The 17615-nt window shown below is 40.3% G+C and carries 18 protein-coding genes; 11 read left to right on the plus strand and 7 right to left on the minus strand.

Translation table 11 applies throughout. The features are described 5' to 3' along the window. From ACFN7Z_RS10695 to ACFN7Z_RS10705, 3 genes are all read left to right on the plus strand, one after another. The gene (locus ACFN7Z_RS10695) at positions 1–408 is read left to right on the plus strand and encodes a hypothetical protein (protein ID WP_004980581.1); all 408 of its coding nucleotides are present in this window, start codon (positions 1–3) and stop codon (positions 406–408) included. A 72-nt stretch (positions 409–480) separates the two neighbouring features. Beyond that, a complete protein-coding gene (locus ACFN7Z_RS10700) occupies positions 481–1173 on the plus strand; it encodes a diphthine--ammonia ligase (RefSeq protein ID WP_130234744.1) in 693 nt (230 codons plus the stop codon). A 9-nt stretch (positions 1174–1182) separates the two neighbouring features. Beyond that, complete coding sequence (locus tag ACFN7Z_RS10705) at positions 1183–1641, plus strand: peroxiredoxin (protein ID WP_130234743.1); 459 nt, start codon at positions 1183–1185, stop codon at positions 1639–1641. 74 nt (positions 1642–1715) lie between these two features. Here ACFN7Z_RS10705 and ACFN7Z_RS10710 read toward each other — a convergent pair whose 3' ends face one another. Further along, the gene (locus tag ACFN7Z_RS10710; RefSeq protein WP_159151762.1) at positions 1716–2315 is read right to left on the minus strand and encodes a LysE/ArgO family amino acid transporter; all 600 of its coding nucleotides are present in this window, start codon (positions 2313–2315) and stop codon (positions 1716–1718) included. Between the two features lie 118 nt (positions 2316–2433). On the opposite strand from ACFN7Z_RS10710, the gene ACFN7Z_RS10715 reads away from it, so the two are divergent. Continuing rightward, positions 2434–3324: a LysR family transcriptional regulator ArgP gene (locus ACFN7Z_RS10715; protein WP_130234741.1), complete on the plus strand. Its 891-nt coding sequence runs from the start codon at positions 2434–2436 to the stop codon at positions 3322–3324. 37 nt (positions 3325–3361) lie between these two features. On the opposite strand, the gene ACFN7Z_RS10720 is transcribed toward ACFN7Z_RS10715, so the two are convergent. Continuing rightward, entirely contained in the window at positions 3362–3958 is a 597-nt protein-coding gene (locus ACFN7Z_RS10720; RefSeq protein WP_130234740.1) for a YceI family protein, read from the minus strand. 43 nt (positions 3959–4001) lie between these two features. Further along, positions 4002–4571 carry a nicotinate-nicotinamide nucleotide adenylyltransferase gene (locus ACFN7Z_RS10725; protein ID WP_010326421.1) on the minus strand — a complete coding sequence of 190 codons (570 nt, stop codon included), beginning with the start codon at positions 4569–4571 and terminating at the stop codon, positions 4002–4004. 104 nt (positions 4572–4675) lie between these two features. On the opposite strand from ACFN7Z_RS10725, the gene ACFN7Z_RS10730 reads away from it, so the two are divergent. Further along, positions 4676–5476 (plus strand): enoyl-CoA hydratase-related protein, encoded by an 801-nt coding sequence (locus tag ACFN7Z_RS10730; protein WP_004693847.1) that lies wholly within the window; start codon positions 4676–4678, stop codon positions 5474–5476. 104 nt (positions 5477–5580) lie between these two features. Then, entirely contained in the window at positions 5581–6336 is a 756-nt protein-coding gene (locus tag ACFN7Z_RS10735) for a nitroreductase family protein (RefSeq protein WP_062034674.1), read from the plus strand. A 247-nt stretch (positions 6337–6583) separates the two neighbouring features. On the opposite strand, the gene ACFN7Z_RS10740 is transcribed toward ACFN7Z_RS10735, so the two are convergent. Then, entirely contained in the window at positions 6584–6895 is a 312-nt protein-coding gene (locus ACFN7Z_RS10740; protein ID WP_010326419.1) for an NIF3 1, read from the minus strand. A gap of 57 nt (positions 6896–6952) precedes the next feature. Between ACFN7Z_RS10740 and ACFN7Z_RS10745 the strand changes: the two genes are divergently transcribed. Next, positions 6953–7585, plus strand: a complete 633-nt coding sequence (locus tag ACFN7Z_RS10745) for a hypothetical protein (protein ID WP_010326418.1) — start codon at positions 6953–6955, stop codon at positions 7583–7585. A 224-nt stretch (positions 7586–7809) separates the two neighbouring features. Here the strand turns inward: ACFN7Z_RS10745 and ACFN7Z_RS10750 are convergent, their stop codons facing one another. From ACFN7Z_RS10750 to ACFN7Z_RS10760, 3 genes are all read right to left on the minus strand, one after another. Continuing rightward, the gene (locus ACFN7Z_RS10750) at positions 7810–7938 is read right to left on the minus strand and encodes a KGW motif small protein (RefSeq protein WP_252716368.1); all 129 of its coding nucleotides are present in this window, start codon (positions 7936–7938) and stop codon (positions 7810–7812) included. A 224-nt stretch (positions 7939–8162) separates the two neighbouring features. Further along, on the minus strand, positions 8163–11999 hold the full coding sequence (gene purL, locus ACFN7Z_RS10755) for a phosphoribosylformylglycinamidine synthase (protein ID WP_010326417.1): 3837 nt from the start codon (positions 11997–11999) through the stop codon (positions 8163–8165). Between the two features lie 185 nt (positions 12000–12184). Then, complete coding sequence (locus ACFN7Z_RS10760; RefSeq protein WP_010326416.1) at positions 12185–12910, minus strand: hypothetical protein; 726 nt, start codon at positions 12908–12910, stop codon at positions 12185–12187. 185 nt (positions 12911–13095) lie between these two features. On the opposite strand from ACFN7Z_RS10760, the gene ACFN7Z_RS10765 reads away from it, so the two are divergent. The 4 genes from ACFN7Z_RS10765 to ruvB all read left to right on the plus strand — a co-directional run bounded on the left by ACFN7Z_RS10765 (position 13096) and on the right by ruvB (position 17604). Further along, on the plus strand, positions 13096–13842 hold the full coding sequence (locus tag ACFN7Z_RS10765; RefSeq protein WP_029574991.1) for an IS5-like element ISAba31 family transposase: 747 nt from the start codon (positions 13096–13098) through the stop codon (positions 13840–13842). Positions 13843–14303: 461 nt separating this feature from the next. Continuing rightward, positions 14304–15644 (plus strand): deoxyguanosinetriphosphate triphosphohydrolase, encoded by a 1341-nt coding sequence (locus ACFN7Z_RS10770; RefSeq protein WP_029574990.1) that lies wholly within the window; start codon positions 14304–14306, stop codon positions 15642–15644. A 126-nt stretch (positions 15645–15770) separates the two neighbouring features. Next, positions 15771–16373 (plus strand): Holliday junction branch migration protein RuvA, encoded by a 603-nt coding sequence (ruvA, locus tag ACFN7Z_RS10775; RefSeq protein WP_010326413.1) that lies wholly within the window; start codon positions 15771–15773, stop codon positions 16371–16373. Positions 16374–16593: 220 nt separating this feature from the next. Continuing rightward, a complete protein-coding gene (gene ruvB, locus ACFN7Z_RS10780; RefSeq protein WP_005399718.1) occupies positions 16594–17604 on the plus strand; it encodes a Holliday junction branch migration DNA helicase RuvB in 1011 nt (336 codons plus the stop codon). Positions 17605–17615: the final 11 nt, after the last annotated feature.

Here is a 17615-nt window from a genome sequence, read left to right on the forward strand (position 1 = left end):
ATGAAAAATTTAAAATCAAACATTTTGCTTTCTACATTGGTGTCTGCAGCTGCATTGTTCGCTACAGCTTCAAATGCTGCTGAATCGAACAAATTACAAGAAGCGTATAAAAGCAGCAATGTAAAATCGGCATTAATTAATGTTTGTAAAGAAGAAACTGCAAAAAGCAAAAAGCTTAGCGCAGCAGAAGTAAGCAAATACTGTACTTGTGCAGTTGAAGCTGATGGTAAGTTGACCAATGCACAAAAATGGGAAATCCAAAGTGCGATCAACCAAAAGAAAAGCCCGTCTACTTTAGCTTTTGTACAAAAGCAAAATAACGACTTACAAACATGTTTCGGTCCACAGTTAACAGGTAAATTAAAATCTTTAACTGAAGAAGCAATGAAAGCTGCTCCGAAAAAATAATTCACTGAATGTGAATGAAGCCTGCTCTATGCAGGCTTTTTTATATGTTCAAAATAGATAGAACCTGAAAATATGCTCACCCAATGGAATACACGCGCCCAAAATCGAAAATTTGTTGCGTCATATAGTGGTGGAAAAGACAGCAGCCTTGCTTTATATCAGGCGATGCAAATGGGTGAACCTGTTGCATTAATTGTCATGTTAGAAGAGCAAGGTCTGAAATCACGTTCACATGGAATGTCCCTCGATATTATTCATGCGCAGGCAAAAGCAATTGGGCTTCCCATCTACAGTGCCTCCGCAACGTGGCAAGACTATGAAAACCAGTTCATTCAACTGTTACGAAAAGCTCAAGCTCTTGGAGCAGAAAGTTTAGTCACAGGTGATATTGATTTAATGGCACATGCCGAATGGAATCAATCCGTTTGCGATAAAAGTGAGCTCAGCTTATGTATGCCACTGTGGCAACGTCCGCGTTTAGACATTGTGCATGAGTTTATTCAACTTGGATTTCAAAGCATCATCGTTACGGTCAACTTAAACTTAGGCATGACAGTTGAAGACTTAGGTCAAGTGCTTAGCCTTGAATATGTCGATGAACTGGTTGCAAGAGGCATTGACCCATGCGGCGAAGCGGGTGAATTCCACACTACGGTGATTGATGGCCCAATTTTCAAACATCCACTTTCGGTTGTTAAAGGTGATATTCTGTATCACGAAAATTATGCCTTTTTACCACTTGAATTAGAACAACGCGACATTTAAGGATAGAACATGACTGATACCATCCAACTTCCGAATCAGAATTTCCCAACCACAACAGGTGAAGTGAACTTAACTGAAGTGCCGACTGAATGGCTAATTGTGTATTTCTACCCGAAAGATTCAACGTCAGGTTGCACAACTCAAGCCGTTGGTTTTTCATGTTTAAAAGATCAGTTTGATGCCCTACAAACCACAATTATTGGTGTTTCACGTGACTCGGTTAAAGCGCACCAGAATTTTACAGAAAAGCAGGCTTTAACCATTAATTTAATCAGCGACAAAGAAGAAGTACTGTGTAAACACTTTGATGTGATTAAAGAAAAAAATATGTATGGTAAAAAAGTGATGGGCATTGAGCGCTCAACTTTTATTTTCCATAACGGTAAACTGGTTAAAGAGTATCGTAAGGTAAAAGCTGCGGGACATGCTGAACAAGTTTTAGAAGACTTAAAAGCATTACAAGCTTAATGTACATAAGCCCGCAGATGCGGGCTTTGTTTTTTGTGATTTTTTAATTTATTGTTTTTTATTGCACACACTTTTTATTTCACAAGCAGTGAAATGGCGATCCCCCACATCACCAACGCGATGATCCCATCCAGTACATTCCACGCTTTCGGATTTGCAAAAATGGGGATAAGCACACGAGCCCCATAGCCCAAAGCAAAGAAAAACAACCAAGATGCACACACAGCCCCCAAAGCAAAGTACGCAGGTTGCTCAAACTGAGTTGAAATAGAACCCAGTAAAATAACCGTATCTAAATACACATGCGGATTAAGCCAAGTCAGCGCCAAACACAGCAAAACAATATTCATTAAATGATGCTTTTCAATGGAACTTGCCTCCAAGCCCTGCTGTGATTTGAATGCCCGCAGTGCATGTTGGAATCCATAACAAAACAGGAAAAGTGCCCCCGCCCATTTGGCAAACTGAATAATTTCAGGATAGTGCTCAAGCACTTTTGAAAAACCAGAAACGCCCAAGACAATTAAAATCGAATCCGACAGTGCACAGACAAAACATACCCAAAAAACAAACTGCTTTTTGAGCCCCTGTTTAAGCACGAATGCATTTTGAGCCCCAATGGCAATAATGAGGCTCATCCCGACTGCAAGCCCTTTTACATATGTACTTAACATTTTGACTTTTCAACTTAATTGATGATGTCGGGATTATCTTTCATTTTTAATTAAATTAAGTATTATTTAGAAAATATCAATATAACTAAAATATTTTTAGTTTAAAGTGAGTCCAGATATGCTGAATCATAAACAGTGCGACGCATTTTTAGCTGTGGCAGAAACAGGAAGTTTTGACCTTGCTGCTGAACAGCTATGCATTACTGCTTCAGCCGTCACTTTACGCATACAAAGCCTAGAAAAAAGTTTGGGGCATTTATTAATTGTTCGAGAAAGACCTTGCCGCCCGACACAAGCAGGTCAATCACTGCTGCATTATTTGCAACATAGCCGACTGTTAGAGCAAAGTTTCATTCAGAACCTCACGGGTCATATGAACACCTCTGCTTTTTATCAAATCAACATTGCAACCAATGCCGACTCCTTAGCGACATGGTTGTTGCCCTTGCTACAGTCAACATTAATTGAACAAAAGATCGTGGTGCATTTTCAGGTCGATGACCAATCACAAACCCATCACTTACTTGAAGCCGGTTTGGTGAATGCCTGCGTGACAGATGAATCACAAGCCATGAAAGGCTGTGTAGCCGAATACATTGGCGATATGAACTATCGTTTTGTCGCCACCCCAACATTTGTACAGCAATGGTTTAAACAAGGCGTTAACCGGGAGTCTCTACGTGCAGCTCCTGCACTGATCTTTAACGCAAAAGATCAACTCCACACCGCGCATATCCAACAAAAGTTTGGCCTCAATCCAACTCAATATCCACATCACTTTATTCCGTCTTCCAGTGCATTTTTTGATGCGGTTACGATGGGACTCGGCTACGGTTGGTTACCCTATTACCAAGCCAAACCGCGTTTGCAGGATGGCTCATTGGTTGAGGTGGATCCTCAGCACAATATCGATTTGCCTTTGTATTGGCACCATTGGAAACAGCAGTCGCTGCAGTTAAATGTGCTGACAGATCTCTTGATTGAACAAGCTCACGCAGCGATGAATTAATAAAGCCCTGAATATAGGTCTTTAAGATATGAAGCCCCTATTGCACTTTCCACTGCCCTGACAGTTGAATATTCACTTTTTCGCCTACACCAGCAATGGCTTTTTTCATGCCAAAGTCACTTCGGTTAATCACGGCTGAGGACTGAACATCTAGCAGATTAGCATTATTAGCACTTGGTTTTAAGGTCGTGCTAAAGCTAACAGGCTTGGTAATGCCGCGAAGTGTTAAGTTTCCGAGAATATTATATTGACCGCCACCCAAATCTTTAAAACTGGTGCTTTTAAAGTTAGCGGTTTTGTACTTGGATGCATAAAACAAATCTTCACCCAAAATCATATTTTTCAATGAAGGTTTACTCAAGCTTAGGCTATTTACATCCATGACAAAATTCGTTGAGGCATGCTGTGGTGCTTTGGCATCAAACTGCATGCTGGATTGCACCCGATTAAATTTAGCTCTTACAACGGTCACGCCTAAGGATTTAATTTCAAAGCCTACATTACTCTGAGGCGTCAATGTCCATGACTGGGCCTGCACTTGAGTGCTGAATGCAAATGTAACACCTGCAATCAGCAAAGCATTTTTAATGGCCGTATGACTTGCAATCTGTTTCGTCTGTTGTCTTCTATCCATTGAACTCGATCCTCGTCGAAATATTTTTATTCGAATGAGAACCTTAGTCTAAATTGGATGGGTCCTGAGTTAAAAATTTGTGTTGTAACTGTTTATATATTTCACTTTGTTGGAATTTATGTAAAAACTCACTGGTTCCCAATGGAAACGCCTGCTCTAAAATATCACCTCGATAATAAGCCTCACGAACAGGTGTTGCAGACATCGCGTCTTGTAGACTATCGAGCTCAACCATTTGCCACTCAGGAAAAAGCTGTAAATAATACGAAGAATCATCTTTAAAATGGCCAATCAGTCCAACCTTCGCCTCAGGTGTGACTACATGATTCACTAATTTTTTTACCAATTGCACCCATTTAACATCATTATAAACATCAATTACATGTACAAAGTGAATCCGTTTTTGATGTGCTTCTGAAAAGTTCGATAAAATCATTTCTTCACGTTCAGATGCTAAAAATGGATTTTTCGTATTTCGTTCATTTTGCGCAGAGCCTAAAGCCAAAATGACATTTTGACTTTGCTCTAAAGCAATCTTGATGGTTTGCATATGTGCCAAGTGAAATGGCTGGAAGCGACCAATGAATACGAGATAATCAAATGTATATGGCATAAATCTTTTACTTTTTTATGAACTGGTCAGTTGTGTCGATCATAAAATTATGCGACATAATGAGCCCATAAAATTAAACCAAACTTTCTAGCAAGGATAGTACGATGACACTGAGCTGTATTCAACAACCTCATCAACATTTGAATGCAAAATTAGACAATGGCGTACTGACATTAGCCATTCACCGTCCTGAAGCAAAGAATGCGTTGTATGGCGAACTTTATTTATGGATCGCAAAAGCTTTAGATGAAGCAGATCTAGACAATAGCGTTCGTGCTGTCATTCTACGTGGTGAAGACGCGGACTTTACCGCAGGCAACGACATGCAAGATTTTATGAAATCTGCAGCGCAAAAAGGTCAAGCACCTGCGGCTGAAGGCCCTCCATTTATTTTACTTAAATCTGCGGCAAAATTTTCTAAACCGTTGATTGCGGCTGTACGTGGTGTGGCGATTGGTATTGGGGTAACGATCCTGTTACATTGTGACTTGGTTTATAGCGACAACACTGCCCTATTCCAGATTCCATTTGTAAGCCTTGGTTTATCTCCAGAAGGTGCTTCAAGCAAATTATTGGTAGAACAAGCAGGTTATCACAAAGCTGCTGAATTACTGCTGACCGCTCAGAAGTTTGACAGTGCAACTGCAGTTGCTGCAAACCTTGTCAACAGTATTGAAGATGATGTCTATGCAGCAGCAGCTAAAAAAGCGGCACAATTGTCTGCTTTACCTTTAGCCTCTTTAGTGCAGTCTAAAGCTTTGATGAAACACAATGTAAATGAAATTGTGGCTTGGATTGATCATGAAGCTGAAATTTTCATGGATCGTGTCGGCTCTCCAGAAATGATGGAAGCCGTATCAGCATTTATGCAAAAGCGTAAACCTGATTTCACCCAGTTCAACTAATCCTTCATCGTTGAATGACTAAAAACCACTGTGTTGCATATTACACAGTGGTTTTTTTATTTTCCGTCCCAACATATTTAAGAACCCATTCGGAAAAACTACTTATGTCGAACACTACAGAAAAAAAGCGTTACTTTGAGCCTGCACCACAAGGTATCGATGTTGAAAATTTTAAGAAAGTCATCCAAAGCCGCCGTTCGGTTCGCAAATTTACCAAGAAAGAAATTCCAACTGAAGTACTTGATGACTGTTTAGATTTGGCCCTACTTGCACCAAACTCATCTAACTTACAGCCTTGGACTTTTTATGTGGTGCAGAATCCCACTAAGAAAAAACAGCTGGTCAAAGCTTGTCTAAATCAGCTTGCGGCAAAAACTGCGTCAGAACTGATCGTGTGTGTCGCGCGTACAGACCGTAATGATGAAATGGCAAAACGCAACATTACAGAGTTCCCTTTTCCTGAAGCGCCTGCGACTGTACAGAAATATTATAAGTTCATTCCTTATAACTATAAGACAGGTTACTTAAATGCACTGGGTAACTTTAAGAAAGTGGCTTTCAAAATTGCACGTAGCTTAGACAAACAACTGCCTGTAACTGCATTTAATCAAGCCGATGCAAAACTTTGGGCAAGTAAAACCACAGCTTTAGCATGTGAGAATCTAGTGCTAGCTTTACGTGCCTATGGTTTCGATAGTTGTATGATGGAAGGTTTTGATGAGCCTTTGGTTCGTAAACTGTTAAATCTAAATGATCAGCAATACCCTGTGATGGTGATTGGTGCAGGTGAGCGTGCAGAAGACGGTGTGTTTTTCCCGCAGTATCGTTTTGATCGTGAGTTATTTATTCAGAAGGTTTAGCTGCTGTCTTAATTACAGTGATTGCAAAAGTTTGATACGCGTTAAGGTCATCAGCAACTGTTCGAGCTAACCTAAATACCTATCATAGAGTTTCTGCGACTTATTTAATCAAATGATGAAAGCAGTCGAGTTTTGCTGATGACAATGGTTTTGCCTACTTTTCCCGAAAGAAAAGTAGGTCGAACCGAAGGTTAAAGTCTCAATTAAATATTAAACCTTAAGACTCCGCCACAAACTTCTTTTAAGATTAAATATCCACGATTTGAATAAACTCAAAAGCGGGTTCTTCATAGGGATGACTTAATTTTAAAGCCTTTGTCACAGCAGAAGCTTTTTCCTCTGGAACAATGGTTTCCACCCGCCACTCTGGAATTTGCTCCAAAGCATCTAACTGACCTATAAACGGATTTGCGTCTTTTACAGGTTTAAACTGCCCTGTGCCCAAAACTTGCCATGCACAGTGTTCATAATTCCCTATACCACCTGCTCCTGCTTCAAAAATCGCAAGTTTGGTGGATTCAAGATGAGATTCGGGGACATAGTAGATGAGTTTGAGCATAGCGCTTTAATGTAGATTTTATTAATATCACATCAATCATATTGATCGACTGTACCTATGTCTAATAAAAATATTGCCCGTGAACTTGCTTTAACAACAACTGAAAATTTAGCAGATGAAATTATCTTTAAAACAGCCAATACTCTGCTAGAAGACACAATTAAATCTATCCCTTTTGCATCTTTAATTACAGGTTCAATTGAAAGCTATACTAAATTTCGTACTTTGAAAGAACAAAAACAATTATTAGCTTTTATTGAAGAAGCAGAAAATATAAATGTTGGGTTTATCGAAAAGTTTTTTAAAGACAAGGACAATTTAGAATTAAGCATTGAAATTTTAGGAATACTTGATCAAACCTACCTAGAAAAACAAGCAAAAATGATAGGCCGTGCTTCTGTACTGTTTAAAAACCTTAGTATTTCAAAGCAAATTTTTGATAAATATACATATATTATTACTAGATTAAATAGCCATTTAATTTACCTAATAGAGGAAATTTACACCATAGAAACCAATCGTGATGATCCTGAATTCGAATATGATATTAAAAATCCCAATATGGAATTAGTAAACTTTGGTTTTTTAATTGAGGTACCGTCACAACTTTATCCTGGTTCAACACAAATTTCTCAATTTAAAAAGACCAGTGACTTTTACTACTTTTATGAAAACATTTTCAAAGGCTAAATTCAATCACATGACTTGTGACATAGATGTCGCCCGTCAAACTGTGAACAAGGATGCCCCATCAGACGAACAAAGGGCTTTTGTTACTTTTCGCCCATGAAAAGTAAAGTCATATAGATATAAATTTTGTTTAAAATTACGCCAACTAAAAATGCAGTCTATTTTATATAAATAGTACATTCAATAAAAAACCGCCTCTCGGCGGTTTTTTTATATTCTCAAAATCACATCTGCAACATATACCCCAAAATCAAAAAGATCAATTGCAAGCTCAAAATCACAGCAAACAACTTCCATCCTTTTTTACGTAACGCAGACTTATCGACTGCTTCGTATGTAACTGTTTTAATCATGTCATCACCTCATACATAAGTGTTGATACTGAAATTGTTTAGTAATCCATCTTTCTTCTATTTTGCATGATATTTGTGCACTTATTACACAATATCACTTTCACATAAATATAAAAGCAAAATCTAAACCAACTTCAACGGGAGAAATAAAAATTCAAAAAACAAAAAAATTAATTCAATAAAAAAGCCACCCGAAGGTGGCTTTTCAAAACACAGACTTCAAATTAACCAATGAACTTACGTGCATTACGGAACATACGTAACCATGCACCATCTTCCGTCCACTCTTCAGGCTTCCAAGAATGCTGTACCGCACGGAAGTTACGTTCAGGGTGCGGCATCATAATCGTTGCACGACCATCTTTCGATGTGACACCTGAAATCGCTTCTGGTGAACCATTCGGGTTCATTGGATAGTGTTGAGTCGGGTTCCCTTGGCTATCGACATAACGCAAGATCACTTGATTGCCTGCATTTAATGCAGCCAAGTTATCCGCGCTTGTTACCACACGACCTTCACCATGTGCAACTGCGATCGGCAGGATTGAACCTTCCATACCTTCTAACAATACAGAGTTCGATTTTTCAACACGAACGTTTACTGCACGCGCTTCAAACATCTCAGAAGTGTTGCGGTGGAAACGCGGCCAAGCTTCAGCACCCGGAATCAGTGGCGCCAATTGCGACAACATTTGACAGCCATTACAAATACCAAGAGAGAACGTTTCGTCACGATTGAAGAATTTTTCAAATTGGTCACGAAGTTTTGGGTTGAACAAAACTGATTTCGCCCAGCCACCACCAGCACCCATTACGTCACCGTAAGAGAAACCACCACATGCCACAAGACCTTCAAAGTCATCTAGGCTGATACGACCTGCAAGCAAGTCGCTCATGTGCACGTCTACAGTATTGAAACCAACTTTGTCGAATGCCGCAGCCATTTCAACATGACCGTTTACGCCTTGTTCACGTAAGATCACCATGTTTGGACGGCGTTCGTTGATGTACGGCGCTTCGATTGGCTCGTTCAAATCAAATGTAGGTTTTGCAATAATACCTGCATGTGATTTGTCCGTGATCAATGCAAATTCTTGATCCGCTGTTTCCACGTTATCACGTAGACGTTGAATCTGATGTGACACTTCAGTCCACGCCACTTGCAAGTCTGCACGTTCAAGCACTAAGCCATTTACAGTCAATTGATCTGTATTATTTACAGTACCAATAACCGCAATTGCATCGCGTAATGTAGATGCCGCAACTTCTTCTGCAAGTGTTGCCCAATCAGACGCGCTGATTTGAAGCACTGCACCAATTTCTTCTGCAAATAGACTTTCAGTTGATTGATCTTCTAAAGCCACACCGAGACGTGCCGCAAACATCATTTCCGCAACAGTTGCAAGCAAACCACCATCACCGATGTCGTGGTAAGCCTTAATTAAGCCGCGGTTATTCCAGTCTTGAACCAATGTAAAGAAAGCTTTGAAGTCGTCAAAACTATCCACATCAGGTGTCACTGAACCAATCGCTTTATAGACCTGAGCAAGGATTGAGCCACCTAAACGGAACTGACCTTTAGAAAGATCGATACGGACAAGTACTGATTCTTCATTTTTCAATTCAGGCGTTAAGGTTTTACGTACATCAGTCACAGGAGCAAAGGCTGTGATTACACCTGACATCGGTGAAGTCACCGATTTGTCTTCGCCTTCATCATTCCAAGTCGTACGCATTGACAATGAGTCTTTACCGACTGGAATTGCAATACCGAGTGCAGGACACATTTCCATACCGATGGCTTTTACACCTTCGAATAAAGCTTGGTCTTCACCTTTTTGCCCTGCCGCCGCCATCCAGTTTGCAGACAATTTAATGTCACTGATCTGGTCGATTTTTGCAGACATAATATTTGAAATCGACTCTGCAACCGATAAACGCGCAGATGCCGCAGGATTTAACAAGGCAACAGGCGGACGTTCACCCATCGCCATTGCTTCACCTGTATAGCCTTGTAAGCTTGTTGTGGTTACTGCTGCATCTGCAACAGGAACCTGCCAACGGCCTACAAACTGATCACGTGCAACCATACCTGTAATTGAACGGTCACCAATGGTGATCAAAAATGATTTCGATGCAACCGTTGGATTTTTAAGTACACGGTAAATTGCATCTTTCAAATCTGTGACTTTAGATGCATCAAAGTCGTCACCTTGACGTTCAATCGTTTCATACGAACGACTCATACGTGGTGTGCCACCTAGCATGACCTGCATTGGCATATCCACGGCTTTGTTTTCAAACAATGGATCTTCAACAGTTAAGTGACGTGCTTCAGTCGCTTCACCCAATACTGCAAACGGACAACGTTCACGTGCACAAAGTGATTCAAACAGGCTTAAAGAACTTGGACGAATAGCTAAAACATAACGTTCTTGCGCTTCGTTTGACCAAATCTCCATTGGAGACATGCCCGGCTCAAGCGATGGAATCTTACGCAAATCAAGAATCGCACCCAGTTCGTGGTCATTCACCAACTCAGGCATTGCGTTAGAAACACCACCTGCACCCACGTCATGCACAGACACGATTGGGTTGAAGTCTTCCATACGCCAGCATGCATCAATCACTTCTTGGCAACGACGTTCCATTTCAGGGTTTTCACGTTGTACAGAAGCGAAATCTAAGTTTTCACCGAGTTTACCGCTGTCTACAGAAGATGCAGCACCGCCACCAAGACCGATCAGCATTGCAGGGCCACCAAGGACGATCAATAAATCGCCTGGTTGAATCGCATCTTTTTCCACGTGGTCTGGACGGATATTACCGTAACCACCCGCAATCATAATTGGCTTATGGAAGCCTTTCACATCGCCATTCACGTTTTGTTCAAAAGTACGGAAGTAACCGTTTAACGCAGGACGACCAAACTCGTTATTGAACGCAGCACCACCCAACGGCCCTTCAATCATAATTTGAAGTGGAGATGCCATACGAGATGGTTTACCGTAGTTTTCTTCCCAAGGCTGTTCAAAGCCCGGAATATTTAAGTTTGAAACCGTAAAGCCTGTTAAACCTGCTTTTGGTTTACCACCACGACCTGTTGCGCCTTCATCACGGATTTCACCGCCTGAACCGGTCGCAGCGCCCGCAAATGGCGCAATCGCTGTTGGGTGGTTATGCGTTTCCACTTTCATGAGGATGTGAGCGGCTTGACTCTTGTATTTATAAACGTGGTGACCAGTCGCTTCATCTTTCTTTGGATAGAAACGCTGAGTATCAAAACCAACGATCACCGAAGCATTGTCTTTATATGCTGACAATACATCTGTTGGTGATTCTTTATAAGTATTTTTAATCATTTGGAACAATGACAATGGCTGTTTTTCACCATCAATTGTCCATTCAGAACCAAAGATTTTATGACGACAGTGCTCTGAGTTTGCCTGAGCAAACATCATCAGCTCGATATCGTGCGGATTACGACCGAGCTTGTTAAAAGCAGCAACTAAATAATCAATTTCTTCATCAGAGAGTGCAAAACCAAACTCAGAGTTCGCCTTCACTAAAGCATCTTTGCCCTGACCTAAAATGTCGATTGCATTTAAAGGTTTTGGAGCCGTTTCAGAGAACAATGCAGCAGCGTCTTCAATTTGATTGAACACACTTTCAGTCATACGGTCATGTAAAACTTGTTTTACTGCATCCGATACTTCAGAAATACCTTTTAAAGTAAACAAAACACCGCGTTCTAAGCGGTGTATCGGGGTATTACAGTTAGCAAAAATATCCGTTGCCTTTGATGACCACGGCGAGATTGTACCTACACGTGGCGTCACAAGGACTTGAACTTCATCACTTGTCGCTTCGCGAACTTGGAAGGTTGCGCCATCATTTAATAGCTGCAAAGCAGATTGCTGTTGTTGCTCGTCGAGCGCTTGGTCGAAAAGGTAAACCCATTGGCTTTCTATTGATTGAACAGAACTGATAGACGATAGACGTGTTAAAAGTTGTGTTTGCTTAAAAGAAGAGTGTGCAGGTGCACCGGCAACGATAAACATGCTGTTTTTGGCTCCACGGGCAGGTCTAGACAACCTACCTCAATGTGACTTGAAGAGAGCGCATATTCTACTGTGAATGCAAGTTTTGAGCTAGTCATATCAGACTTAAAATATACTGAAATCGTGGTTTTAAATGTCCGAATTTCTTTGACTTTCGCTGCTAAACATGATTAGTAACAATTGATTTACTTGACTGAATATATGTACTCGCCTGTTTTCGGATCTTCTTTAGCAATGATGCCGTTCTTTTTATAAAACATATTCCCACATTGAAGCTCTTCATCAATTTCACCATCTATTGCATAAGGAAGTTGCACATTCACTCGCTTTAAATAAGGATGATCAAAAGCTGGTTCGATAAAAAATGCATCTAAACTTTCCATGTTATAACAAACATAGATTTGCTCAGGTGTACCGTTTTTATTCAGGTCAATGCTAAAGGTGTGATCAGAATTTTGTACTATTCGATCATTTTTCAATGATACAAAATTAACTAAATCACCTTCTCTATCAATTTCATAGGAATATTTTTGATTTTCATCCTCTGAGCCACCATTACAGTTTTTAATTGGTTTTCCAATTTTAACTTTTTCGGATTGAAGCTCTTCTTTGGTAAATTTAGATTTACCATTTATTTCATTACTGAGCAAAATCGCCCAATAATTTTTCCCCTCTGCGCGTGGAGCATCTGTCCAAATACAATTTTTAGCAATGAACTGATCGCCCTCTTGTTGAAAGGCAAAAGTAGCGATAGGTAAATCTTGGATCACTTTATTTTCAACCGATAAGTTTGGTTTAACTTGAGAAACTTTTGATTCAACTTTTTCAGATGCAGTCATCTGTTTATTTTGATTAGGTTGGCTGCAAGCGGATAATAAGATACTGATAGCTAATAATAAGCTTTTATTCATATTTTTCTCAGGCTCATAATAAATAGGTTCTGGATCCCATCCATTGTGGAAAATCAATAGTCGTTTACACTCAAGATATAAAATAACTGATTTCAAATCTTTATATAGGGTGTGTTGACACTTTTAGCTTAAAAAAATAGCGAAGTAGTAAAATCAAATCGCCAAACCCAATTTTACTATTCGCTATGCCTCGTACCATGCTGACAGATCAACACTGGCAAAAGTTGAAAGTTATTCTGCGTAATTTATCCATTCACCACAACTCAAATTTACGCAATTTTATTGAAGCTATTCTCTATAGAATTAGAACAGGCTGTCCGTGGCGAGATATTCCTTGTTGTTTTGGTCATTCAAACTCTATTTTCAAACGTTTTAATCGTTGGTCAAGCAGCGGTAAGTTACTTAGATTATTCAAATTACTAGCCTCATGCCCCGATATGGAGTGGATTTTTATTGATGGCTCTCATGTACGTGCTCATCAACATTCTGCCGGTATAGCGAATCAATCTATTTCTAAAAGTGTAGGAGGAAACTCCTCAAAAATACATTTGATTGTTGATGCACATGGCAATCCTATTGATTTCATGATTACCGATGGAACCACACATGATGTTAAAGTTGCACCTGATTTAATATCAACATTAGATTTAAAAGAGACAAAAGTGGTATGTGCAGATAAAGGCTATGATTCAGAACCACTGCGTGAACAGATCAGGAAAACAAGGACTAAAGCGAATATACCAAAAAAAACAAATAGCCAATCGAACAATGACCATATGGACTGGTGTTTATATAAAATCAGGCATTTAGTTGAAAATATGTTTTGTAGATTAAAGCAATTTAGAGGAATAGCTACTCGATATGACAAGCTCAAAAGAAATTATCAAAGTTCTGTTGCTTTAGCCTGTATATTTTTATGGCTACCTTTATAGGGTTAATTATGAACAGTAAATGTCAACAGACCCTAATTCTTCCGCATCAATTTGTGCTGAATATTGATCATAGTTTTGATCTGAAATATAAGATTATTCGTGTAGGCAAGGTATTTCCCCTAAAGAAATAATCGTATTACACTTACACAGGAGTTTTGGCATACCGCCCGTAGTTAGTTTATTTAAAAAATCAATATAGTTAGGTCTAATTAGTCATACTTGATCAAAACAGAGTGGAATTTAGAACAATCATGATTGTTTCCCCCCTTTCAGCACGAAATAAATGGCAGATGATTGAAATGAATTTATATGATTTCATCATCCATTTTTTTCAGAATAATGGTGAAAAGTATAGGGAAAACCAAAAGTCATAAATTAAAAGACAACTTATGTCGCAGCCCTCTAGAGCTCGTCACACTTTTTTGGCATGATGAAGCCAATAACTCACTGAATAACGATAAATGATGCAAATGCGTTGGTTGGAACTGCTCTCAACAGTTCGTATTGGAAGTAAAAAACAAAATACCGAATTGGCACGTAGCCCATTTCACAAAGATTATGATCGAATTATTTTTTCCCAAAGTTTTCGCCAACTGAACCGAAAAACCCAAGTCCATCCACTGACTCAACACGATGGCATTCACACCCGTTTAACTCATTCGCTCGAAGTCTCCTGCATTGGACGCTCTCTTGGCATGCTCGCAGCGGAAAAAATCAAAGATGAACTACCAATGTGGATTTCCCCTGCCGATGTTGGAGCCATTATTCAAGCGGCTTGTTTAGCACATGATATTGGGAACCCACCGTTTGGTCATGCGGGTGAATATGCTATTCGTGAATGGTTTGACGATGCGTCACATGGAAACTTTTTAGAGAAACTTTCCGCAGAAGAACAAGCCGATGTACGTCAATTTGAAGGTAATGCCCAAGGTCTACGCTTACTGACTAAAATTGACTATCACCCTAATGATGGTGGCATGCGTCTGACTTATGCAACACTTGGGGCTTACTTAAAATATCCATGGTTGTCTAAAACCATCGAGTCACAAGGTAATACTCCTGCCAGTAAACGTGCCAAATTTGGTTGCTATCAGGCAGAAAAAGAAATCCTTCAACAAATTGCAGAGCAACTTGGACTGATTCAACTGGGTGAATATCATTATTGCCGTCATCCGCTGACTTATTTACTTGAAGCAGCAGATGATATTTGCTACGCCCTGATTGATCTTGAAGATGGCATTATTTTAAATATGTTGTCTTATGAAGAAGTCGAACCGACTTTTTTAAGCTTACTAGGTGAATATAGCGCACCAACTGAACTGTCGATGCCAGATACAACTTGGCAGCAAAAAATTGCAGCCCTACGTGGACGAGTGATGAAACGTCTGGTTGAAGAAGTCACATCGGCATTTGCTAAGCATCATTTTGAAATTTTAAACGGACAACTGGCTGGCAGCTTACTGCAATACTGCGCTGCTGATATTGAGTTAGGCATTAACCGTGCAAAGGATTTAGCTCGCGATAAAATATTTGAACACCCACAAAAAGCGGGTTTGGAAATTATTGCCCATCAAAGCTTACAAAACATTTTAGATGCCTTTATTCCGCTCACTACACCGCATAAAACATTGAGCTTTAAAGAACAACGCTTAATGGCTATTTTATGTCGTTCTGGTGCGCACTTTGGTAGCAACCACTATGAAAATATCATGCAGGTCTTAGATATTATTTCTAAATTTTCGGACCACCAAGCGTACAACTTGTCTCAAGAGTTACAAGGCAATAAGGCAGGATTGATTTAAATAAGTCATCAACATCCAGTTTGATGATAAAGCCATCAATCCGAACTCAATTTTCCATGAGTCTTTTGCCTTTCTGCGCAATGCTCACTACTATGCAACCATAGATAAAAAAGTGAATCACACAACATGATCGGATGTCTTATTGGTGAAGTCTTCGCACTAGAAGCACCCACCGTACTTTTAAATGTAAATGGTGTCGGTTATGAAATTGATACACCACTGACGACCTTCTGCCAACTACAAAAAGGCCAGAACATTACCTTATGGACGCACCTTGCCGTGCGTGAAGATGCTCAACTGCTCTATGGTTTTCTACATCAACAAGAAAAAATCATTTTTCGCACCCTATTAAAGGTCAACGGTGTCGGCCCTAAAATGGCTTTAGGTATCTTATCCACGCTCAGCGTCGATATGCTGATTCATACTGTCGAACATGAAGATATAAATACACTGGTTAAAGTACCGGGCGTGGGTAAAAAAACTGCTGAACGTTTGATGATTGAGTTACGTGATCGCTTTAAAGCGATGTCTTCAGGCACTGTGCCAAGCAACTCAACCGTTGAACAAATTCAGTTCACAGGCAACTCTGCCGTGGCAGAAGCTGAAGCGGCCTTACAATCTTTAGGTTACAAACCTTTAGAAGCACAGAAATTGGTCAATGCTGCAAAAGGTGATTTTACTGAAGCGAGCGACATCATCCGTGCTGCACTCAAATCGATGAATAAATAATCCAAAATAGACACACCAATACACCTAAATTGGATACATGAAGGCGACATGGATGTCGCCATGTTGGATTGGGATATAAGGACATATCCTCAATCCAACATAAGATTTTTGTTACTTTTGATCTTTCAAAAGTAAGGCAATGCCTACACAATGGTACCTAAACACAAATCATAATTTGAGGCTGTGCCTCGAAAGTTCAGCCAGAGATTGATTTAACTATATGCAAGACCGTCTCATCGGTGGTTCCGAAAAACCCGAAGATCATATCGACCGCGCTATCCGCCCGACCTCACTCGATGACTACATCGGTCAGCCCGTAGTTCGTGAGCAAATGGAAATCTTTATTGGCGCAGCACGTGGTCGAGGTGAAGCCCTCGATCACACCTTAATTTTTGGTCCACCGGGACTAGGTAAAACCACACTTGCCAATATTATTGCCCGTGAAATGGGTGGAAACCTCAAGTCGACTTCAGGCCCCGTACTAGAACGGGCTGGGGATTTGGCAGCCATGCTGACCAACCTTGAAGAAGGTGATGTGCTGTTCATCGACGAAATTCACCGTCTTTCCCCCGTGATTGAAGAAATTCTTTACCCAGCCATGGAAGACTACCAACTCGACATTATGATTGGCGAAGGTCCTGCGGCGCGTTCAATTAAGCTCGACTTACCCCCTTTTACTTTAGTTGCCGCAACCACACGTGCTGGACTCCTCACCTCTCCTTTACGTGACCGTTTTGGTATTGTGCAACGCCTTGAATTCTATTCAGTCACTGACTTGACACATATTGTGACTCGTTCTGCCAATTTGATGGATGTACCTATTACACGTGAAGGTTCAGCAGAAATTGCACGTCGTTCACGTGGTACACCACGTATTGCAAACCGTTTACTGCGTCGTGTCCGTGACTATGCGCAAGTCAAAGGTACTGGTGAAGTGACACAAGATATGGCTCAGCGTGCACTCGATATGCTCAATGTCGATAAAGATGGTTTAGACACTTTAGACCGTCGTTATTTGAGTATGTTACTTGAACGTTTTGATGGCGGCCCTGGTGGTGTAGAAGCTTTGGCAGCTGCAATGGCTGAAGACTCAGGTACTTTAGAAGATGTGATTGAACCATATTTGATTCAACAAGGTTATGTCATGCGGACAGCCCGTGGCCGTATTGCCACCAATATGGCGTATTTGCAGTTTGGTATGACACCGCCTGAACCGAAGGATAAACCCTAAAATACCTGTTT

The organism is Acinetobacter sp. P1332 (assembly GCF_044057475.1).
GTDB lineage: Bacteria > Pseudomonadota > Gammaproteobacteria > Pseudomonadales > Moraxellaceae > Acinetobacter > Acinetobacter johnsonii.